The organism is Pseudomaricurvus sp. HS19 (assembly GCF_009857815.1).
GTDB lineage: Bacteria > Pseudomonadota > Gammaproteobacteria > Pseudomonadales > Cellvibrionaceae > Pseudomaricurvus.
Genome location: NZ_WVVW01000001.1, coordinates 66,382 through 87,401, shown reverse-complemented (window position 1 = coordinate 87,401; position 21,020 = coordinate 66,382). Strand labels below are relative to the sequence as shown.

Here is a 21,020-nt window from a genome sequence, read left to right as displayed (position 1 = left end):
TCTGGCGGCAATAGGCAGGCAGTATTCCGGTTTCCGGGCCAAAGGGACGAGGCGGGAACGGAATCGTGGGATCGAAATCATGAGACAGGTAGATCCGCTGCGCCCGTGGTATGCCACCTCTCTTGCGCCCAATCACTCCTGACCAACAGAAGGTATTAGTCCTGCATCAAGAACAGGACATGCAACGTATGACGGACACCCCGGCAGGACAATTTGACGCTCTCAGAGCACAGCACTTTTTCAGAGCCCTGATCTGTTTTGCGGCAGCGGGCACGCTGGCGTCACAGCTGACGCTGAACGACCTCAACCCCCTGCTGACAGGCGCCATTGCTCTCTGTCTTATTTATATCCCCTTTGCCCACATGATGATTGGCTGGGCCAAAGCCAGCCGACACGAAATAGTCACCCGCCTGCTGGGCTGCACCGATGCGGCATTGATCGGCCTGGTGCTGGCGCTGTGCAACTTCAGCCTGCTGCCCACCATCCTGTTTGTCACCATGATCCAGTTCAACGCCTTGCTGCATGGCGGTGGAAGGCAGTGGGCGGAACACTCGTTTTCGTTGATAGGGGGCATATTGCTGGGGCTGCTGATCCACCAGCCAGCCTGGGCCTTTACCACCCAGCTGAACGTCAGCCTCGCCAGCCTGATTGGTATCTCCACCTACTTCTGCGCTTCGGCCATATTTACCTTCAGCCAGATTCGCTCGCTGAAAAGCCAGCTGCAGACGATGGAAGACGAAAAGAGCCTGCTGAAGGTGCGCACCCACCGCCTCTCCCGCTACATCAGCCCACAGGTTTGGGCGGCCATCAGCGAGAACCGCGACAGCAGTCTGCAGACCGAGCGCAAGAGACTGACCATCTTCTTCTCTGACATCAAGGACTTCAGCCAGCTCTCCGAGGAGCTGGAGGCCGAGACCCTGACCGAGATCCTCAACACCTACCTGAAAGAGATGTCCAAGATCGTCGAGCAGTTCGGCGGCACCATCGACAAGTTTATGGGCGACGGGATCATGGTGATCTTTGGTGACCATGGCAGTAAGGGCATCAAGCACGACTCCATCCGCTGCGTGGCCATGGCCATCGCCATGCGCAAGCGTATGAAAGTGCTGCAGCAGATGTGGCTCAGCCAAGGCATCAAGCGCCTCATGCAGATCCGCATGGGCATCAACACCGGCTACTGCACCCTGGGTACCTTCGGTACCACCCACCACCTCGACTACACGGCACTGGGTACCCACGTGAATCTGGCCAGCCGCCTGGAGTCTGCAGCCGCACCGGAAGAGATCCTGGTTTCCCACGAAACCTGGTCCCTGTGCCGCGACACCATTATGTTCCGCGACAAGGGCGAGATCAGCGTGAAGGGTTTCAGTCACCCCATCAAGGTCTACTCGGTAGTGGGACTGCGTAAGGATATGGGCAAGAACCAGAGCTACTTTGAGCACAGCCTCGAAGGCTTCTCCATGCACCTGGACCTGGATAAAGTACGCAACTACGACCGCGACCGCGCCATTGCCGCGCTGCACCAGGCAGTGAGCGCCCTCAAGGAAAAGCGCTGAACCCAGCGCTCGCCCCACGAGCGAAACCTTCTTAACAAGCGCCTGCTACCGAAACTCCGCACGCTCATCCCTGCAGGCGCTCTCCCCTGCCCTAAAACCCCGACTACTGACGCAACAGGCGTGGCATCTGCGGCCACTCAGCCTCAGTAGTACGACAGGGATTGATATCCAAGCCGCCACGACGGGTATAGCGCGCAAACACCGTCAGGCTCTGTGGCCGGCAGCGCTGCAGGATGTCGGTAAACATCCGCTCCACACAGTGCTCGTGAAAATCCTGGTGATTGCGGAAGGAGATGATGTAGCTGAGCAGCGCCGCGCGATCGATACGGGGCCCGCTGTAACTGACGCTGATCGTGGCCCAATCCGGCTGGCCGGTGACCGGGCAGTTGGTTTTCAGAAGTTCACTGTAGAGGGTCTCGGTAACCAACGCCTCCCCGGCCACCAGTGACAGCAATTGAGGCTGCGGCTCATAGGCCTCAATAGTCACGTCTTCATCATCCAGGCAGAGGCCGGGGCACTCCGCCACGGCGGCGTCGGCAATGCCCAGCAGGCGCGCCTGCACGGCAGCACCAGCTGCGGCACCGAGGTCAGCCATCAGTGTTGCCAACAACTCATCCGTATCCGCCAGCCGGGCCTGGTTGAGGGAGTTGAGGTAGAGCTTGAACGACTTGGACTCCACCATGTACGGGCTGTCCGCCGGGAAGGCAAACTCCACCACCGCCACCTGCGGCTTGCCTTTGGGGTTGAGCCAGGAGACCTCATAGCCGGTCCACACATCCACGCCACGGAACGGCAGCGCTGCGGCATCAATACCCAACACCCGCCGGGACTCTTCCCGCGCAATGGGGAACAGCAGCTGCGGCGCATACTGCGAGGGGTACTCGGTATGCTGTCCCAGCAGCAGGGACTTGGCATCCTGGTCCGATGAACTCATCTCACTCACCCGTACATTCAAACATTAAAAATTGCCATCAAGCCCGCAGCCGCTTACCGGTGCGCAGCAGGTGCAGGCAATAGGCGAACAGCACCACGATAAAAACCCCCACACCGGCAAAGGCATTGCCGATATGGATGTCGGACACACCCAGGATGCCGTAGCGGAAGGCGTTAACCATGTAGAGAATCGGGTTCAGCTGCGACACTCCCTGCCAGAACTCCGGCAGCATGGAGATGGAATAGAAAACGCCCCCCAGATAGGTCAATGGCGTCAGCACAAACGTGGGCACAATGGAGATATCGTCAAACGAGTTGGCGTACACCGCATTGACGAAACCCATCAGCGAAAACAGTACCGAGGTCATGATCACGATAGCCACTGTCACACCGATGTGATGCACCTGCAGGCGGGTAAACAGCATGGAGATCATGGTGACGATAAAACCCACCGCCAGGCCCCGGGCCACGCCGCCCAGCACATAGCCCAGCAGGATAATGTAGTTGGGCGTGGGCGATACCAGCAGCTCTTCAACACTGTGCTGGAACTTGGCGCTGTAGAAGGAGGAGACCACGTTGGAGTAGGAGTTGGTCAGCACCGCCATCATGATCAGCCCGGGCACTACAAACTCCATGTAGCTGAAACCGGACATGGTGCCAATACGTGAGCCAATCAGGCTGCCGAAGATAATAAAGTAGAGCGCCATGGTGATCACCGGTGGCACCAGGGTCTGCACCCAAATGCGCATAAACCGGTGTATCTCCCGACGCAGGATGGTGAGGAATGAAATCCACTGTTCCCTTGGGTTCATGCTGACTCCTCCTGCGCATTGATACGCGATACAAACAGCTCTTCCAGGCGATTGGCCTTGTTTCTCATGCTCACCACATGCACGCCCTGCTGGCTGAGCCCGGCGAACACCTCATTCAGGGACCTGCCCTTCTCCACTTCCACCTCCAGGGTGTGCTCATCCACCAGGCGCAACCGGTAGCCGGGAACTTCAGGCACATTGGCCAGAGTCTCCCGCAGGTCCAGCACAAACACCTCTTTGTTGAGGGTCTTCAGCAGCGCCTTGATGCTGGTGTTCTCCACAATACGACCATGATCAATGATCGCGATGTGGCGGCAGAGGCTCTCGGCCTCTTCCAGGTAGTGAGTAGTGAGGATAATGGTGGTGCCCTGGGCGTTCATCTCCTTGAGGATCTCCCACATGGAGCGACGCAGCTCAATATCCACACCGGCGGTGGGCTCATCAAGAATCAGCAGCTTCGGCTCGTGCACCAGCGCACGGGCGATCATCAGGCGGCGCTTCATACCGCCGGAGAGCATACGTGCCGGGGTGGAACGCTTGTCCCACAGTCCCAGCTTTTTCAGGTACTTCTCGGTGCGCTCTGTGGCCAGCGCCTTGGGCAAACCGTAGTAGCCCGCCTGGTTGACCACAATCTTCTCCACCGCTTCGAAGGGTGAAAAATTGAACTCCTGCGGCACAATGCCCAGCAGCTTCTTGGCTTCGCTGAATTGGGAGTCGATATCGCAGCCAAAGATGCTCACCGAGCCGGAGGACTTGGTGACCAGCGAGCAGAGGATGCCAATGGTGGTGGACTTACCGGCGCCATTGGGACCCAGCAAGGCAAAGAAATCACCTTCCTTCACCTCCAGGTCGATACCCTTAAGTGCTTCGAAGCCGTTGTCATAGACTTTTTTCAGCTGTTTTATCGAGAGTGCCAACGTCATAGTCGTATCTTTCCCGGCCTTAACGGCCAACTGTACATTTCCGGATCCACCCGCCGCGGTGTTTGCGTTACCATGCCGCCAGCAACGTCACACCCACCACCGTCGTGCAGGGGATCTCATGAGCAAAACATTTTTTCAATTTCAGCAGCTACTGCTGCAGGGCCTGCTGGATGCTGCCAGCCAGCAACTGCCGGAGGAGCACCGCAGCGAGGACGACCAGGCCCTGATCGACACCCTGGCCACGCTGGCTCAGAGCGAGTCACAGTCCGAAGAGTTCCGCAGCAGCGGTCAATGGGCCATCACCCGTATCGTCTCCGCCTACCCGGCCCTGACACCCCAGCTGCCCCGCGACCTGTTCTGGCTGTTTGGCGGCGAGTGCCTGCACTACATGCCGGATGACGAGATCGAGCGCTTCCAGCAGCTGGACGAACGCCGGTTTGCGGCCGGGGATGATAACACCGAATTTGATTACGAGAAGGAGCGCGCTGCGATTCTGGGCCTGCACTAGGCACCGCGACCAGCCCTGTTCAGGCAGGGCTGACTACAGAGAATAGCCGCCATACACCCCGGCGGAAATCAGCTCAGGGCAGACAGAACAAATTCGGGCTTGTGTTCGCGAAAAACAAAAAGACCCGGCAGCCGAAACTACCAGGTCTTCAAATTGGAGCGGGTAACGAGGTTCGAACTCGTGACCTCGACCTTGGCAAGGTCGCGCTCTACCAGCTGAGCTATACCCGCAAAAATGGCGTCCCCTAGGGGAGTCGAACCCCTGTTACCGCCGTGAAAGGGCGGTGTCCTAGGCCTCTAGACGAAGGGGACAGAAACTTGGTGATCCCCTCTCATGAACAATCACGGCTCATGGGAGAATCATACAACTTTCTTTCCTAGGAAAGAAAAGCCGCAGCAAAAAAGCTACGGCTTTAAGTAATTTGGAGCGGGTAACGAGGTTCGAACTCGTGACCTCGACCTTGGCAAGGTCGCGCTCTACCAGCTGAGCTATACCCGCAAAAATGGCGTCCCCTAGGGGAGTCGAACCCCTGTTACCGCCGTGAAAGGGCGGTGTCCTAGGCCTCTAGACGAAGGGGACCCCGGACCTCCTGCACCAAGTAACTTGGCCGTCAGAAGTGGGGCGCATTCTAAGTAGCACCGGCACACCTGTCAACAAGCAAATAGACTTTTTTTAGTATTCCACAACAATGACTTACGGCCCCACAGGGGGGCGCAACGAGAGGCCCGTCAACCTCCCCCTGGCACCTCCTGCCGCGAGACCAGTTGCGGCTCCAGCGCAGCGGAGAGGTCCGCCATAAACGCCTCGATGCGTGCGGCATTGGCTCCCAGGTCGCCATTGCCCACCCGTGAAACCGAGCGCATATCCACCCGGCTGCCAGTTGCAGCACGGGGTTCCGGCGGGGCCATTTTAATCGCGTCGGCATCCTCGACGGTTTCTGCACCCGCTTCTGCGACCACCTCTGCTTCCGCCCCGGCAATAGCCGCGCTGTCTTCACCGGCAGCTTCACCGGCAGCTTCATTGGGAGCTTCAGCCATACCGGGAACCTCAGCCATACCGGGAGCCTCAGCCATATCGGGAGCTTCAGCCCTATCGGGAGCCTCAGCCATCACCTCGGGCCTGACCCGGATAATGACATCGTCACGAAACCCCATAAGCTCGGTTTCCACCACCGCTTCCAGCTCGCCTGCGGCGGGATCGCTGCGCAGCACCTCCCACCCCCTTTCTGCCACCAACGCCTCAACGGTGGCATAGGTAGTGCTGACATCCACTGTGGTGACCAGTGGTACCACATCCGGGTAGTGGCTGACCTGCAACCGGGCAATCTTTGCGCCTTCGTACTCCAGGCTGTTTTCCCTGATCGAGCGGGCCACCAACGCGGCGCGATACTGGGGCACATCCTCAATGTCGGTGGTCACGTCATGGATAAGCGGTTTATCGAGCCCCGACCCCACCATGGAGAGCCCCACCACTATCAGCAACACGGTCACCCCCACAATCACCGCCAGTTGCGGCACCCGGGTCGGGTTGGCGGGCAGGGAGCTGCGCCGGCGGCGACGCCCCCTGCCCCTGCCGTGATCACTACCCTGGGTCGCACTTGTGCGCCTGGGGCCCTGCCTGATCAGGCGGCGCAACTTGCGATAACCGATCCAGAGCAACAACCCCAATGACGTCAGCCCCAGCAGCAGAATGGCCACCAGCTCCGCTGCCATAGCGGTCGACAGCACACCAAAACCCCACCAGTGCCACTTGTGGCCCGCCATGGTCAACACCAGGGCTACCACCAGCAGCAACTGCAGGATCATCATTATTCGGGTCATACCTGTCCGGCCTCCTGCCTTCTGACTGTTCTTGTTGGTTTTATAGAATCCCTGTTCGAGCCCCGCCAGCTCAGCTCAGCTCACATTAACGGTATAGGATAGCACCCGGCTGATCTCCGACAGGCTGCGGCCGGACTGCTCCTGCCAGCTATTAAAGGCCTGTTGCACCGTCTGTAATGCTTTCTGGCTGGTGGGCATCTTGTCCACGACGCCTTCAGCCTTGAGCACATTCACGACATCGTCGGTAAGTAAAAAAGTGTCCTTGCCCATCATGCGCAGGAAACGGGCTCCGGACTGGCCACCCAGCTGGCTGCCGTGCTTTTTCAGCTGCGCCCACAGGCCAACGACATCCTCCGTTGGCCAATCGGCTATCCAGCGCCCGAAGGAGCCCTCGCGGCCCGCCACTTCCAGCATCCACACGGCATTGGCCCGCACTGCCCTGATCTTGCCGAAATGGCGGATGATGCGCTTGTCCTGCATCAGCCCCTCCAGCTCCTCGTCGCTGAACATGGCCACCCGCACCGGATCAAAACCGAAGAAAACCTCTTCAAAAGCCGGCCACTTGGCGTCCACCATGGAGTGCTTGAGACCCGCACGGAAAATACGCAGGCTCAGGGTTGAAAGGTAACGGTCATCAGTGATGGCCGCCAGCTTCTTGCTGGAGAGGGGCTTGGGCAGTTGTGCTTCCACCTGGGCCTCGCCCCCTTTATGCAGCACCGCCGTGGCGTAGAAGCTGTCAAAGGGGCGCAGGCTCACTCACCCGCCTCCGGCTTGAGCTTGATGGAGGCCGAGTTGATGCAGTAGCGCAGCCCGGTGGGTGCCGGGCCATCGGGGAACACGTGACCCAGGTGGCAGCCACAGTTGCTGCACATCACCTCGGTGCGGATCATGCCGTAACTGGTGTCCCGTTCCTCGTCGATCTTTTCCGCCTGCAGGGGCTCATAGAAGCTGGGCCAGCCGCAGCCCGCATCAAACTTGGTGGCGGAGGCGAACAACGCCTCGCCGCAGCAGCGGCACAGGTACTCACCGGGGGTGGTGGTCTGCCAGTATTCACCGGTGAAGGCACGCTCGGTGCCCTTCTCCCGGCAAACGTGAAACTGTTCCGCTGTCAGCGCCCCGCGCCAGCGTTCGTCATCCCTGAGGTCGTCGTTTTTTGTCATACGATCTGCCATAATCCCGCGCTGGTTTGAATCACGGAGAAAGAACTTTCCAGCTTGTTGCCGCGGGCATGCAACAAGTGGATCAAGCCGCGGTCTGAAGGTCGCCGACGTCATATAAGCTATAACCGTCGACCCCGGCCACCCGAGCCCTGTCTCATACTCATACGATGGTAATGCAAATGCAGCGCTTTTATAAATCCCACAAACTGGACGATGTCTGTTACGACATCCGCGGTCCGGTTCTGGAACACGCCAACCGCCTGGAAGAGGAAGGTCACCGCATCCTGAAACTGAACATTGGCAACCCTGCCCCGTTCGGTTTCGATGCCCCTGACGAGATCATCCAGGACGTGATTGCCAACCTGCGCGGCGCGCAAGGCTACTGCGAATCACACGGCCTGTTCGCGGCGCGCAAAGCCATTATGCAGGAGTGTCAGCAGCTGCGGGTACCCGGTGTTGAAATCAACGACATTTTCCTTGGCAACGGCGCCAGCGAGCTGATCGTGATGTCCATGCAGGCGCTGCTTAATAACGGCGACGAGGTGCTGATCCCCTCCCCCGACTACCCCCTGTGGACCGCGGCTGTGAACCTGGCCGGCGGCAAGCCGGTGCATTACGTCTGTGACGAGCAGTCGGATTGGTTCCCGGACATCGACGACATCGCGGCCAAAATCACCCCCAACACCAAGGGCATTGTGGTTATCAACCCCAACAACCCCACCGGTGCGGTGTACAGCCAGCAGGTGCTGGAGCAGATCGTCGAACTGGCCCGCGCCCATAACCTGATTATTTTCGCCGATGAGATCTACAGCAAGATCCTTTACGACGATGCCACCTTTGTACCCATGGGCCGTGTCGCCCAGGAAGATGTGCTGTGCGTGAGCTTTAACGGTCTCTCCAAGGCATACCGTCTGGCGGGCTTCCGCTCAGGCTGGATGGTCATCAGCGGAGCCAAGCACCGTGCCCGCAGCTACATCGAAGGACTGGAGATGCTCTCCTCCATGCGCCTGTGTGCCAACGTGCCGGCCATGTACGCCATCCAGACCGCACTGGGGGGCTACCAGAGTATCAATGAGCTGATCCTGCCTGGCGGCCGCCTGAAAGAGCAGCGCGATATCGCCTGGAAACTGGTGAATGACATCCCCGGCATCAGCTGCGTCAAGCCCAAGGGTGGCCTCTACCTGTTCCCGCGCATCGACCTGAACATGCACAAGATCCACAACGACCGGCAGTTTGTGCAGGACTTCCTGATCCAGGAGAAGATCCTGCTGGTGGAGGGGACTTCCTTTAACTGGGCGACCCCGGATCACTTCCGTATCGTGTTCCTGCCGCGGGCCGATGACCTGGAGAAAGCCCTCACCCGCCTGGGTCATTTCATGGAGCGCTACAGCCAGTAGCGCGACGACATTCACACCGCAGCATCGGAAGCCGTTTCGTGAGCGATCTTCACATCGACGATTTTTATAAGGACGCCGGCAAGATCCTGGCACAGCTCTACCGCGCTTTTCCGCGCAAGACGCTGCTGCTGGTGGAGGACATCTCCGGGGCGGACACCCCGGATGAATACGGCCTGCACAGCGTGCGCCACCAGGCCTGTTTCGGAACGGCCATCTGGCTGGCCGAGTCAGGCTATATTCGCTACGCAGAGACCCTGCGGCAGGAAGGGCTGGACGAGGTGGTACTGACTCACAAGGGCTTCACCCTGCTTTCCGCCCGCGCCAACCACTTGCCGGAAGGTTACCTCGGTGACAGCGACCTGCCGGAGTCGGTTATTGCCGCCCAGCAGACCAATATCCACCAATTACGCGAAGCGCTGAAGTCAGGTTCTTCGGTGGAGATTGGACAGGTGATGCAGCAGATGCTGTTGCAGTCCCACCAGCACTAACCGCACAGGGCCGGCCGGCGCCAGCCCTGTTATTCCCCTCTGTTTATTCCCCTTTATCCTCGGCGCGTCGACGCCACTTGCTGTCCAGCTTGCCCAGCAGCGCCTTCAACCGGTGAGAGAGCTTGCCGCGTTTGGATTTACGCAACTTGTCTTCCGCACTCACCAGCCAGGCAATCTGGATGGCCCGTCGTTCCCCCTCAAACGGCAGGTGGCCGTGGAAGGAGTTCTCCGCCCGCTTGAACGCCACCAGCGTGCCGTAGTCGGGCACGATCTCAGGCACCACGGTATCGTTAATATCGTCCAGCTGGTTGAGGAATCGCAGGCAACCGGAGGTCCGGTCGGGCCACTCCTCATTCAGGTACAGCAGCATGGTGGCCACCTTGGACTTACCGTCGGTATGAATGCGGCCGTGACGCTTGTTCAGGGTTTTCGAGATGGAGACATAGGTGGGAAATTGCGAGAGCCGCTCGATACCCAGGGCACTGCCCAGCTGATCGGCAAACTCCGGAGCAACCAGCTCCTCGATGACGCCTTGAATGCTGGGGCCGCACAGCGCCTCCTCATAGGGCAGGTAACCAGCGCCTTTCATGGCGGGAAAGTCCCTGACAAGCTCCGGCTTCTGATCCTCTGACACCAGGTTATGGGCCACCAGGAAAGGAAAAGGCTCTGAGCGGATGGTGGTATCCGCTTGCTGCAGCTGTGCAACGTTGACCCGTGGTTCGACTACCAGCTCTTCCATACCTACTCTCCCTGAATGATGAAATGAGTTACCGGCGCGCCCATAGCCGGAGCGCGCGGCGACACTGACCGCCTCGTTATGATGATAAATACTGACCGCTTTTGCAGCCCTGCACAATGCCCCGATACACCGGAGCGATGTCCTGGAGCAGCACCTCAAAGCCATGCCTCAGACACACCTCCGGGGCAAGCGTTCCACTCTCTTCATCACCTGACCAGGGCACAGGACTCGCCCGTATTTGACCGAAAATCCGCCTATCCGGAAATCCCGCTTGTGACGCCGCTGCAGCCCCCCTAAAATAGGCGCCTTTCCTAAGGGGAGGCCCGGGGCCTGAGATGCTGTTTACACAGCAGACCCTTTGAACCTGATCCGGATAATACCGGCGTAGGGATAGGGCTTCGCAACACTCATGGACTGGTATTGCGCCGCACAATTTACGCACTGATCCGGGTCTCCTGTAGCTTATGGAGCCCAATATGCCATTCAAGTACCAGCGCCTGGCGCACCCATTGATGTTGCTTGCCCTCTCCGCCGGGGCGACCGCACAAACCAGCCCGCAATCCCTGCCTGAAGTCACGGTTACCGCCGACTTCCGGGAAACCAGCATCACCGAACTGCCCGGCAGCGTTACCGTTATTGGCGAGGAAACCATCGCCGATCGCAATGCACTGCACCTTGAGCAACTGCTCAACATGGCCCCCAACGTAAACTTCTCCAGCGGTGCCTCACGGGCGCGCTTCTACCAGATTCGTGGTATCGGAGAACGCAGCCAGTTTATCGAGCCGGTGAACCCTTCTGTAGGCGTCATCATTGATGACATCGATTTCAGCGGCATCGGTACCGCCGGCACCCTGCTGGACATAGATCAGGTGGAAATCCTGCGCGGCCCCCAGGGTACCCGCTACGGCGCCAACGCCCTCGCCGGCCTCATCTACATGAAGAGTGCCGATCCCACCGAGGAACTGACAGCAAAGGTTAACGGTACCCTGGCCAACTACAACACCTGGTCTGCCAGTGGTGCCGTCAGCGGCCCCCTGGGCGACAACGTCAGCTACCGCATCGCCGGCCAACAGAACCGCAGTGACGGCTTTATCGAGAACGACTACCTCAATCGGGATGACACCAACAATATCGACGAAGCCACCCTGCGCGGCAAAGTGCGCTGGCAGGCCACTGACACCCTGACGCTGGACTTCACCGGCCTCTATGTCGATATAGACAACGGTTACGATGCCTTCTCGCTGGACAATACCCGTCATACCCTTTCCGACAAGCCAGGCCACGATCGCCAGGAAACTACCGCCGCTGCGGTTAAAGCCACCAGCACCACCTTCGATGCCTTCCGCATTGAGGTGATCGCCAGTGGATCCGATTCTGACCTGGAATACGGTTACGATGAGGACTGGTCCTATCCTGCCATCTGCGCCGGCCTGGCCTGCGATGGCTGGGAGTACGCCAGCGTCGACAACTACCTCCGCGAACGCCAGACGGCGACTCTTGAGGCACGACTGGTCTCCACTGCGGACGGTGCCATCATCAACGGCACAACCGGCTGGGTGGTGGGCATCTACGGCCGCGGCCAGGACGAAGACCTGCTGCGTCAATACACCTATGCCGCAGGTGACTTCCGCAGTGACTACGAAACCGATCGCATCAGCGGCTACGCACAATTGGAGACCCGCCTCAGCGAGCGGCTGGTGCTGACCACCGGCCTGCGGCTGGAAGAGTTTACGGCGGACTACCGCGACAGTGACGGTGTCGACTTTGATACCGACGAATCCCTGTGGGGCGGACGTATCGCCCTGGAATTCCTGCTCAACGACCAGCACCTGCTTTACGGCCTGGTGTCCCGCGGTTATAAAACCGGTGGCATCAACAGCAATAACAGTCTCTCTGACGAACTGCGCGACTACGACACCGAGCACATGGTCAACTGGGAAGCCGGTGTGAAGAGCAGCCTGCTGGATGACACCCTGCGTACGCAGATTGCACTCTTCTACCAGCAGCGCAAAGACGTGCAGGTGAAACAGTCCTTCCTGGTGCCCGTCAGCGATCCCTACGCCCCCGGTGAGTTTATCGACTACTTCAGCAACGCCGCCAAGGGCACCAACTACGGTCTCGAGGCAGAGCTGCAGTGGCAGCCCAGCCAACAGTGGCTGTTCAGCGCCGCCCTGGGCCTGCTGGAAACCGAACTGAAAGACTTCGTTAACAGCGCCGGGGTCGACCTGGAAGGTCGCGAGCAGGCTCACGCCCCCTCCTACCAGTTCAGTCTCGCTTCGCAGTATCATTTCGACGAGCACTGGAAAGCGCGGGTGGAAGTCGAAGGTAAAGACGAGTTCTACTTCTCCGACAACCACGACGAACAATCCTGGTCCTATGAAACAGTGGGTGCCAGCCTGACTTACACAGAGAGCAACTGGAATGTATCGCTGTGGGGCCGCAACCTCACAGACGAGGATTACGCCGTGCGTGGCTTCGGCGGTTTCGGCAACGATCCGCGCAAGTTCTACGCTGAAGAGCCCTACTACCAGTACGGCGAGCCGCGAACCTTCGGCATCAGCTTCGGCTACCAGCTGTAATTAACCAGCCATAAAGAAGACACCAGCCCATGACATTGATGACCTGGATCGAAATTCTGGCAACCGTCGCCAACCTGCTGTTTATCGTGTTACTGATCAGGGATCGGGTCATCAGTTGGGCCTTCGGGATTGTCGGCTCGGCCCTGAGCGTGTGGCTGTTTGTGCACGCGAAACTCTACTCCGAGGCCATTCTCTACGGCTTTTACGTACTGTTTGGCATCTGGGGCTGGATTCGATGGTACCAGCGGCAGGACTATAACCCGGTAACACGCCTGTCCCTGCAACAGCACGCTATCCTGATCGGCACCTGCAGTTCACTGGCGCTGCTGTTGGGCTACTATTTTGAACACCACAGCGACGCCGCCCGCCCGCGAATTGATGCCTTTACCACCCTGTTCAGCTTCGGCGCCACTTACCTGGAAGTGAAAAAGGTGCTTGATGCCTGGGGCTACTGGCTGATCCTCAACGGCGCTTCCATCTGGCTCTACCACGATCGCAAGCTGGATATTTACGCCGCACTGATCGGTGTCTACACGGTACTGTCCGTATGGGGGCTGTGGCAGTGGTATCGTGAATACCAGCAGCAGGAGCTGGCAGACACTGCCGCCGCCTGAATCTACGAGCCCAGCACAGGAGTAAATCATGTTAGTCAGTGTCGATATCAGCCTCTACCCCAACGCCGAAGACTTCATCCCGCCGATCAAGGCGTTTATTGCCCAACTCAATCAGTACGACGACGTGCAGATTGAGACATTCCCTACCTCAACCGTGATTCAGGGCGACTTTGATCGCGTCATGGATATTCTCAAGGTGGAGATGAAGGCCTATCGCGAAACACACGGCATGGGTATTTTTGTCACCAAGTTCCTGCCCGCCTACCAGGCATTGGACTGATTACGGCGTGCAGGACGCACTGCAAGCAGTACTGCAGCAGTGGCGCAACTGGGATGCGCCGCTGCAATCCCGGCCGCTGTTGTTGCGTGAACTGACGGACGGCCTCAGTCACCAGAGCTATCTGGTGGGTGATGACGAACGCCGCTACGTGGTGCGGATTGAAAATCCCGACAATCGCCAACTGGCGCTGGCCAAACACCGCGAGCTGAACCTGCTGCGCGTCACCGGTGCCCTGTCACCACAGCCGGTGTGGTTTGATGAGCACACCCTGGTCTGCACCTGCATCGACCTGCCCCACTGGCAACCGCCACACCACCTGGTCCGTATCGGCCAGACGTTGTCACAGCTGCATCGGCTCACTGACCACGAACCGCCGCTGGACCTGACCGCCCACCTGGACGCCTATTGGCAACAGCTGCCACACACACACCGGGACCATGAGTTGCACCGGCGCATGCTGCAGCTGACGAAGCAGGCACTGCAACTTAATCCCCTGCGCTGCCTCTGCCACAACGATTTGATTCCCGCCAACATGCTGGTGGATGACAGCGGCTGTGTGCTGCTCGACTGGGAGTACGCCGCCGTCAACGCGCCGGGGTTTGATCTCGCCACCCTCGCCGAACACGGCGACCTGAACGACGACCAGCTAAAACAACTGCTGCGCGCCTACAGTGGAGGGCAGGACACCGCCGGGCTCCTGTCGCAGGCCAATGCCTTCCGCCCCGTGGTGCGTTATCTGGAGTGGTTGTGGCTGTTGTTACAACCCAACCCGTCAGCAGCCAATGCCGTATTAACCCGCCTGCAGCAGTTGCTGGCATCTGCCAACTGAAGTCCGCCAACGGTAGCCGATCTCCAATCACGACACACTTTTCCTACGCCAATAAAACCACGAACACCTCTCGCAACCGCTTGCCACTGTGGCTCACGAGGTGGTACTGTTCGCCCCACTTGTCGGGGTGCCGATGTGAATTCGCTATAAGCGACACGCATTGGCTGAGATCCGGAAGCCTTGTTACAGAACAACGCTTTTGATGGAACCCGCTGCACCTGAACAGGTTAGTACCTGCGTAGGAATCAAGTGATACCGCACTGACGCCAGCCATGCGCTGCCCGTCTGCCACGGAAAGACCGCACGCCTTAACCGTATTTTTTTTGCGGCAAGGCCGCCGGAAACGGCACAAGCACACGGTTTTTCTGCCCCGCGGCTGCAGCTCCCCGACGTTGACAATAACCCGTTGACTTTAAAACCAGGGAGCCCGATAGCCATGTCAGACGTCACCCCCATCCGCAAACTGAGCGAGTCCGCTCAGGTGGACGAAATTTCAACCTCACCACTGTCCGGCTCACGCAAGATCTACCTCAGCGGTTCACGCGCCGATATCCGCGTACCCTTCCGCGAAATTGAACTCTCTCCTACCCGCCTGCAGGACGACCAGCTGGAAGAGAACCCGCCTGTGCGTGTGTACGATACCTCCGGCCCCTACACCGACCCGGATGTCACCATTGATGTGCGCAAGGGCCTGGCCAAGCTGCGGGAGAACTGGATTCTGGAGCGCGGCGACACCGAGCTGCTGGAGAACCCCACCTCCCACTACACCAAGACCCGTGAACTGAATATCGCCCTGGAAGCGCTGCGCTTTGAGGGCACCCATCAGCCGCGCCGTGCCAAAGCCGGCGCCAATGTCAGCCAGCTGCACTACGCCCGCCAGGGCATTATTACGCCGGAGATGGAGTACATTGCCATCCGCGAAAACATTGCCCGTGCGCAGCTGGCGCAGAGCGACACCATCCACCAGCAGCACCCGGGACAGACCTGGGGCGCCAACGTGACCCAGGAGATCACCGCCGAATTTGTGCGCAGCGAAGTTGCCGAAGGCCGTGCCATTATCCCGGCCAATATCAACCACCCTGAGCTGGAGCCGATGATTATCGGCCGCAACTTCCACATCAAGATCAACGGCAATATTGGTAACTCCGCGGTGACCTCCTCCATCGAGGAAGAGGTGGAAAAACTGGTGTGGGGTACTCGCTGGGGTGCCGATACCGTAATGGACCTCTCCACCGGTAAACACATTCATGAAACCCGCGAGTGGATCCTGCGCAACTCTCCGGTGCCCATCGGTACTGTGCCAATTTACCAGGCGCTGGAAAAAGTGGACGGTGTAGCCGAAGACCTCACCTGGGAAATCTTCCGCGACACGCTGATCGAACAGGCAGAACAGGGGGTGGACTACTTCACCATTCACGCCGGCGTACTGCTGCGCTATGTGCCCATGACCGCCAAGCGCCTCACCGGCATTGTCTCCCGCGGCGGCTCCATCATGGCCAAGTGGTGCCTGGCCCATCACCAGGAGAATTTCCTCTACACCCACTTCGAGGAAATTTGCGAGATCATGAAGGCCTACGACGTCTCCTTCTCCCTAGGTGATGGCCTGCGCCCCGGCTGCCTGCAGGACGCCAATGACGAGGCGCAGTTTGCCGAGCTGCACACCCTGGGTGAGCTGACCAAAATCGCCTGGAAGCACGACGTGCAGGTTATGATCGAAGGCCCGGGCCACGTACCCATGCACATGGTAAAAGCCAACATGGATGAGCAGCTCAAGCACTGCCACGAGGCGCCGTTCTACACCCTGGGCCCACTGATCACCGACATCAGCCCCGGCTACGATCACTTCTCTTCCGGTATCGGTGCCGCCATGATCGGCTGGTTCGGTTGCGCCATGCTCTGCTACGTCACCCCCAAAGAGCATTTGGGCCTGCCCAACCGTGAGGACGTGAAACAGGGCATCATCACCTACCGCATCGCCGCCCACGCCGGCGACCTGGCGAAAGGCATGCCCGGCGCCCAGGTTCGCGACAACGCCCTGTCGAAAGCGCGCTTCGAATTCCGCTGGGAGGACCAGTTCAACCTCAGCCTCGACCCGGATACCGCCCGCTCGTTCCACGACGAAACCCTGCCCAAGGATTCTGCCAAGGTGGCTCACTTCTGCTCCATGTGCGGACCCAAGTTCTGCTCCATGAAGATCACCCAGGAGGTGCGCGACTTCGCTGCACAGCAGGAAGCAGAGGCGGAAAAAGGCATGAGCGAAATGTCCCAGCAGTTCAAAGAACAGGGCAGCGAGCTCTACCACAAGGTCTGATGCCCGGGCGGCTCGCTCCGCGTCTGCAACCGTAGGAGCGCAGTGGCCCAGACCATCCTCTCTTCCGCGGGGCGGAATTCACCTTATCCCCTGCGCGAGCTTTGTGGCTGGAGCCATGACCAGAAGGAGAACACCATGAACATCGGTATCGCCGGCGGCGGCCTGCTCGGCCGCCTCTGTGCCTGGCGCCTGCTGCGCGAAGGCTGCCAGGTCACTCTGTTTGAAGCGGGTTCACTCACCACCTGCCCCGGTGCCGCACGCACGGCAGCGGCGATGATTTCGCCACTGTCCGAGCTTGTGGACAGTGATCGCACGGTCTACGACATGGGCATGCACAGCTTGCAGCTCTGGCCGCAGTGGCTGGCGCAGCTGCAACAACCGGTGCACTACTATGACGGCGGCTCACTGGTGACGGCCCACCGGCAGGACCAGGGACTGCTCAACCAGTTTGCCAACACCTTGCAGCACAAGCTGGGTGAGAACGGCTATCAGTGGCTCAACCAGGCTCAACTGCAGGCGCAGGAACCGGACCTCAGCCACTTCAGCCAGGCGCTCTACCTGCCCGCGGAAGCCTACGTAGACAACCACGCCCTGCTGGATCAACTGCTGGCCGACATCACCGCAATGGGCGGCACACTGCACGAACATTGCGCGGTGGAATTGCTGCAGGACAATCGCATCTGCAGCAGCCATGGCATTGATACATTCGATCACGTACTGGACTGCCGGGGCATCGGCGCCAAACAGGCGCTGCCACAACTGCGCGGCGTACGTGGTGAGGTGATGTGGGTGCAGACCCGCGAAGTGCAACTGCAACGCCCGGTTCGTTTTATGCACCCGCGCTACAAGCTCTACATTGTCCCCAAACCGGATCACCAATTTATTATCGGCGCCACCGAGATCGAGTCTGAGGACATGAGCGCAATCAGCCTGCGCTCCAACCTGGAGCTAAGCAGCGCGCTCTACGCGGTTAGCCCGGCCTTTGCCGAGGCCCGTATTACCCGCACCGATGTCAATTTGCGCCCGGCACTGTTAAACAACCACCCACAAATTCTGGTGCAGGGTCGCTGCCTGCGGGCCAATGGACTCTACCGCCACGGCTACCTGCTGGCCCCCATGATGGTGGAAGCGGTGCTCGACCGCCTGCTGCAGCGCCAGCACAGTCCGTTTATGGAGCAACTGCTCCGCACCACACAACCGGAAGCAGTAACACCATGATTCGAGTATTGGTAAACGACGAGGCGCGGGAACTGCCCCCGCACACCACCCTGCAGCAGGCACTGGAGCAGTGGCAGGTGGAAGGTGAACGTATTGCCTGCGCCATTAACGGCGAGTTCACCCCCCGCAGTCGCTATGAGGAAACGCTGCTCTGCGAGGGTGACCGTATTGATCTGGTGAAACCGATTGGTGGGGGTTGATCCAGAAAGAGTGGCGAATGGCGAATGGCGAATGGCGAATGGCGAATGGCGAATGGCGAATGGCGAATGGCGAATGGCGAATGGCGAATGGCGAATGGCGAATGGCGAGAGGCGAGTGGCGAGTGGCGAGTCAGTATGCTGGTGTAACGGACGCCCGCTGGCAAGTGGATTCCCGCCTTCGCGGGAATGACGAAGCCGGGAACTGCGCGCCCCGCACCCCGTCGCCCCCGCGAAGGCGGGGGCCCATTGCACGGGCATGCGCCAAACAAACAGTACACACAAGATGGGACGTAACATCATGCGTAATACAGACACGGGGTCCCTGACCCTCTACGGCGAGACCTTCAACAGCCGCCTGTTACTGGGCACGGCCCTCTACCCGTCGCCCCAGGTCATGGCCGACAGCATTGCCGCCTCGGGCACGGAGATCGTCACCCTCTCCCTGCGCCGCCAGAACCTCAACCCGGACAGTCCCCAGCAACAGCAGGCGGATGTTTTCTGGCAGCATATCCGCAGCAGCGGCTGCCGACTGCTGCCGAACACCGCCGGCTGCCGCACCCCGAAAGAGGCCATCAACCTGGCGGAGATGAGCCGTGAGGTGTTTGAGACCCACTGGCTGAAACTGGAAGTGATCGGCGACGACTACAACCTGCAGCCCTGCCCTTTTGGGCTGGTGGAAGCGGCAGCAGAATTGATCCGCCGTGGCTTTGCGGTACTGCCCTACACCACCGACGATCTGGTGCTGGCGCAAAAACTGCTGGATGTGGGCTGTCAGGTGCTGATGCCCTGGGGCGCCCCTATTGGCACCGGTCAGGGACTGCTCAACCGCTATAACCTGCGCACCTTGCGTGAACGCCTGCCGGACGTCCCCCTGATTGTGGACGCTGGCATTGGTGCGCCGTCACAGGCGGCAGAAGCCATGGAGATGGGCTTTGATGCAGTACTGCTTAACACAGCCGTAGCCAAGGCCAGCAATCCGGTGCTGATGGCCCGCGCCTTTGGCGCAGCGGTTGAGGCCGGACACGACGCCTGGCGGGCCGGACTGATGGAAAAGGCACAGACTGCCTCGCCATCCACCCCTACACTGGGGCAACCCTTCTGGCACCAAAGCTGAGCCGCACCATCATGACCACAAAAGCCACCACCCATGTCTGCCTGATCTCCGCCTATGACAGCAGTGGCCACGCCGGCCACAGCTGCGACCTGCGCACGGTGCAGGACCTGGGCGCCCACGGACTGGGGGTCATCAGCGCCCTCACGGCGCAGAATTCACAGCGGGTGCTGGATATCACCACCACACCACCACAGAGCCTGGCACAGCAGTGCGAAGCCCTGGAGCAGGACATACAGATTGATGCCATCAAGATTGGCATGCTCGCCGGCATTGAGCAGCTGGCAGTGCTGCAGGACTTCCTGGCCCGCCAGCAGTGCCCGGTGATAGCCGACCCGGTATTCGGCTCCAGCAGCGGCACCCGCTTCGCCGATGCTGACTTTATTGCCCGCTACCTTGAACTGCTGCCCCACATCACCCTGCTCACACCCAACCTGCCGGAAGCAGAGCAGCTGCTGCAACGCCCTCTCAGGTCTGCCCCCGAAGTCGAGGCAGCCGCGGCCGAGCTGCGCCAGCTGGGTGCTGGGGCGGTACTGATCAAGGGCGGACACAGTGACTGGGGTGGCGATGAAGTCGCGGACTACTTCGATGACGGCGAGCGCCGCATCTGGTTAACCCACCAGCGCCAGCAGACCCTCTACAGCAGGGGTACGGGCTGCATGCTCTCCTCGGCCATCGCCGCCCTATGTGCCGGGGGCAAGGCGCTGCCGGATGCACTGGTTTTGGCAGAAGCCTATGTCCAACAGGGGCTGCGCACCGGTTTTGCCATCGGTGAGTGCGGCGGCCTGCTGGGCAATTGCGGCCACCCGACACGGCTCAGTGACTTCCCTAGCCTGCACCTGCCAGAGACTGCAGACAGCCGTCCGGCGTTTCCTGGCTGCGGGGATGAACCTTTGGGGCTCTATCCACTGGTAGACAGCGTCGAATGGCTGCAGCGAGTTCTGGACGCCGGCGTCAGCACTGTACAACTGCGTATGAAACACGCCACTGAGACGGAGCTGGAACAAGCGGTTACTGCCGCTGTAAAGCTGTCACAGAGCTATGGGGCGAGGCTGTTTATCAACGACCACTGGCAGCTGGCGATCCGCTCAGGCGCCTACGGTGTGCATCTGGGCCAGGAGGACCTATCCACAGAAGCGCTGGATGCCCTGGCCAATGCCGGCCTGCGCCTTGGCATCAGCAGCCACAGCGAGTTTGAATGGCTGCGGGCGCTGGCCCTCAAACCCAGCTACCTCGCCCTGGGTGCGGTGTTCGGAACTACCAGCAAAAGCGGGGTAAAAGCCATAGGTCTGGAGAATTTACACCGCTGGATGGCCATTATTGACTCAAAATTACCGGTAGTGGCCATTGGAGGCATCAATCAGTCCAATATCGGAGAGGTTTTGAGCGCCGGGGTCAGCGGTTGTGCGGTGGTAGGGGCGATTTCGGGTCCAGGCCCTTGCATTACTGGGCTGCAGGCCCTTCAGAAGAGCTTCAGAATGCATTAGGCGTCATATCCCGCAACCCAAAAAGAAGTCTCTTATGCCACATTTCACAAAAAAA

Annotated in this window: 20 protein-coding genes, 4 tRNA genes and 2 riboswitches; of the genes, 13 read left to right on the top strand and 11 right to left on the bottom strand. The window is 59.7% G+C overall.

What is annotated here, in order from left to right:
* Positions 1-179 precede the first annotated feature (179 nt).
* Positions 180-1,556, top strand: coding sequence for an adenylate/guanylate cyclase domain-containing protein (locus GSF27_RS00340; protein ID WP_160964579.1), 1,377 nt, complete (start codon positions 180-182; stop codon positions 1,554-1,556).
* 103 nt (positions 1,557-1,659) lie between these two features.
* Here GSF27_RS00340 and queF read toward each other — a convergent pair whose 3' ends face one another.
* The 3 genes from queF to GSF27_RS00325 are packed head-to-tail and all read right to left on the bottom strand — an operon-like array spanning position 1,660 to position 4,224.
* The gene (gene queF, locus GSF27_RS00335; RefSeq protein ID WP_160964577.1) at positions 1,660-2,490 is read right to left on the bottom strand and encodes an NADPH-dependent 7-cyano-7-deazaguanine reductase QueF; all 831 of its coding nucleotides are present in this window, start codon (positions 2,488-2,490) and stop codon (positions 1,660-1,662) included.
* 37 nt (positions 2,491-2,527) lie between these two features.
* The gene (locus GSF27_RS00330; RefSeq protein ID WP_160964575.1) at positions 2,528-3,301 is read right to left on the bottom strand and encodes an ABC transporter permease; all 774 of its coding nucleotides are present in this window, start codon (positions 3,299-3,301) and stop codon (positions 2,528-2,530) included.
* A complete protein-coding gene (locus GSF27_RS00325; RefSeq protein ID WP_160964573.1) occupies positions 3,298-4,224 on the bottom strand; it encodes an ABC transporter ATP-binding protein in 927 nt (308 codons plus the stop codon). Before GSF27_RS00325 ends, GSF27_RS00330 begins: the two co-directional genes overlap by 4 nt.
* Positions 4,225-4,342: 118 nt before the next feature.
* Here GSF27_RS00325 and GSF27_RS17710 point away from each other — a divergent pair, with 118 nt between their 5' ends.
* Positions 4,343-4,732, top strand: a complete 390-nt coding sequence (locus GSF27_RS17710; RefSeq protein ID WP_202410214.1) for a PA2817 family protein — start codon at positions 4,343-4,345, stop codon at positions 4,730-4,732.
* Between the two features lie 154 nt (positions 4,733-4,886).
* Here GSF27_RS17710 and GSF27_RS00315 read toward each other — a convergent pair.
* From GSF27_RS00315 to msrB, 7 genes are all read right to left on the bottom strand, one after another.
* Positions 4,887-4,962, bottom strand: a tRNA-Gly gene (locus GSF27_RS00315).
* Between the two features lie 5 nt (positions 4,963-4,967).
* Positions 4,968-5,043, bottom strand: a tRNA-Glu gene (locus tag GSF27_RS00310).
* Positions 5,044-5,154: 111 nt separating this feature from the next.
* Positions 5,155-5,230, bottom strand: a tRNA-Gly gene (locus GSF27_RS00305).
* 5 nt (positions 5,231-5,235) lie between these two features.
* A tRNA-Glu gene (locus GSF27_RS00300) sits at positions 5,236-5,311 on the bottom strand.
* Between the two features lie 149 nt (positions 5,312-5,460).
* Entirely contained in the window at positions 5,461-6,552 is a 1,092-nt protein-coding gene (locus tag GSF27_RS17770) for a DUF1499 domain-containing protein (protein WP_160964571.1), read from the bottom strand.
* Positions 6,553-6,627: 75 nt separating this feature from the next.
* Positions 6,628-7,302 (bottom strand): DNA-3-methyladenine glycosylase I, encoded by a 675-nt coding sequence (locus tag GSF27_RS00290; protein WP_160967371.1) that lies wholly within the window; start codon positions 7,300-7,302, stop codon positions 6,628-6,630.
* Between the two features lie 2 nt (positions 7,303-7,304).
* Entirely contained in the window at positions 7,305-7,712 is a 408-nt protein-coding gene (msrB, locus tag GSF27_RS00285; RefSeq protein WP_237457321.1) for a peptide-methionine (R)-S-oxide reductase MsrB, read from the bottom strand.
* 179 nt (positions 7,713-7,891) lie between these two features.
* On the opposite strand from msrB, the gene GSF27_RS00280 reads away from it, so the two are divergent.
* Both GSF27_RS00280 and GSF27_RS00275 read left to right on the top strand, forming a co-directional pair.
* Positions 7,892-9,109 carry a pyridoxal phosphate-dependent aminotransferase gene (locus GSF27_RS00280; protein WP_160964567.1) on the top strand — a complete coding sequence of 406 codons (1,218 nt, stop codon included), beginning with the start codon at positions 7,892-7,894 and terminating at the stop codon, positions 9,107-9,109.
* A gap of 38 nt (positions 9,110-9,147) precedes the next feature.
* A complete protein-coding gene (locus GSF27_RS00275) occupies positions 9,148-9,597 on the top strand; it encodes a hypothetical protein (protein WP_160964565.1) in 450 nt (149 codons plus the stop codon).
* A 43-nt stretch (positions 9,598-9,640) separates the two neighbouring features.
* On the opposite strand, the gene GSF27_RS00270 is transcribed toward GSF27_RS00275, so the two are convergent.
* On the bottom strand, positions 9,641-10,336 hold the full coding sequence (locus tag GSF27_RS00270; protein ID WP_160964563.1) for a 2OG-Fe(II) oxygenase: 696 nt from the start codon (positions 10,334-10,336) through the stop codon (positions 9,641-9,643).
* Between the two features lie 304 nt (positions 10,337-10,640).
* A riboswitch (TPP riboswitch) is annotated at positions 10,641-10,744 on the top strand.
* 68 nt (positions 10,745-10,812) lie between these two features.
* On the opposite strand from GSF27_RS00270, the gene GSF27_RS00265 reads away from it, so the two are divergent.
* The 9 genes from GSF27_RS00265 to thiE all read left to right on the top strand — a co-directional run bounded on the left by GSF27_RS00265 (position 10,813) and on the right by thiE (position 20,965).
* Entirely contained in the window at positions 10,813-12,915 is a 2,103-nt protein-coding gene (locus GSF27_RS00265; protein WP_160964561.1) for a TonB-dependent receptor, read from the top strand.
* Positions 12,916-12,944: 29 nt separating this feature from the next.
* Positions 12,945-13,529: a nicotinamide riboside transporter PnuC gene (gene pnuC / locus GSF27_RS00260; protein ID WP_160964559.1), complete on the top strand. Its 585-nt coding sequence runs from the start codon at positions 12,945-12,947 to the stop codon at positions 13,527-13,529.
* Positions 13,530-13,557: 28 nt separating this feature from the next.
* Positions 13,558-13,809 carry a YkoF family thiamine/hydroxymethylpyrimidine-binding protein gene (locus tag GSF27_RS00255; RefSeq protein WP_160964557.1) on the top strand — a complete coding sequence of 84 codons (252 nt, stop codon included), beginning with the start codon at positions 13,558-13,560 and terminating at the stop codon, positions 13,807-13,809.
* 7 nt (positions 13,810-13,816) lie between these two features.
* Complete coding sequence (locus GSF27_RS00250; RefSeq protein WP_160964555.1) at positions 13,817-14,638, top strand: phosphotransferase; 822 nt, start codon at positions 13,817-13,819, stop codon at positions 14,636-14,638.
* 113 nt (positions 14,639-14,751) lie between these two features.
* A riboswitch (TPP riboswitch) is annotated at positions 14,752-14,900 on the top strand.
* Between the two features lie 174 nt (positions 14,901-15,074).
* A complete protein-coding gene (gene thiC, locus GSF27_RS00245; RefSeq protein ID WP_160964553.1) occupies positions 15,075-16,949 on the top strand; it encodes a phosphomethylpyrimidine synthase ThiC in 1,875 nt (624 codons plus the stop codon).
* 42 nt (positions 16,950-16,991) lie between these two features.
* A complete protein-coding gene (gene thiO / locus GSF27_RS00240) occupies positions 16,992-18,167 on the top strand; it encodes a glycine oxidase ThiO (protein ID WP_370462540.1) in 1,176 nt (391 codons plus the stop codon).
* Positions 18,164-18,367 carry a sulfur carrier protein ThiS gene (gene thiS, locus GSF27_RS00235; protein WP_160964551.1) on the top strand — a complete coding sequence of 68 codons (204 nt, stop codon included), beginning with the start codon at positions 18,164-18,166 and terminating at the stop codon, positions 18,365-18,367. Before thiO ends, thiS begins: the two co-directional genes overlap by 4 nt.
* 298 nt (positions 18,368-18,665) lie before the next feature.
* Positions 18,666-19,481, top strand: a complete 816-nt coding sequence (locus GSF27_RS00230) for a thiazole synthase (protein WP_160964549.1) — start codon at positions 18,666-18,668, stop codon at positions 19,479-19,481.
* 11 nt (positions 19,482-19,492) lie between these two features.
* On the top strand, positions 19,493-20,965 hold the full coding sequence (thiE, locus tag GSF27_RS00225; protein ID WP_160964547.1) for a thiamine phosphate synthase: 1,473 nt from the start codon (positions 19,493-19,495) through the stop codon (positions 20,963-20,965).
* Positions 20,966-21,020 lie beyond the last annotated feature (55 nt).